This is a genomic window from Nocardioides cremeus (assembly GCF_030518195.1).
Classification (GTDB): Bacteria; Actinomycetota; Actinomycetes; order Propionibacteriales; family Nocardioidaceae; genus Nocardioides; species Nocardioides cremeus.
Genome location: NZ_JAULSC010000233.1, coordinates 1 through 280 on the forward strand (window position 1 = coordinate 1; position 280 = coordinate 280).

The 280-nt window shown below is 46.4% G+C and carries 1 protein-coding gene; it reads left to right on the forward strand.

The features are described from left to right. The coding region (locus tag QWJ41_RS21095) for a hypothetical protein (protein WP_302710449.1) at positions 1 to 280 on the forward strand (280 nt) is incomplete at both ends.

The window sequence follows — 280 nt, forward strand, 5'->3', positions numbered from 1 at the left end:
TACTTCCAATGGTGATACCAAGAAGGATGAGAAGAAAGCCGAAAAGGAAGGAGAGAGGAAAGATGACAAGAAAGAGGAAAGGAACGCCGCAAAAGCGACTAAGCAGGCAACTGAGAGTGGAGATTCGAATGAAACGCCAGCTCCAAACAACACTGCTGCAGAAGAAGGCGAGGCAAAGAAGCCAGATGATACAAACACATGGACTAAGGAGCAGGACAATCAGCTACTGCAGATGAAAACAGAGAATACGCCTTGGAAAACCATTGCTAGTAACCTCGGT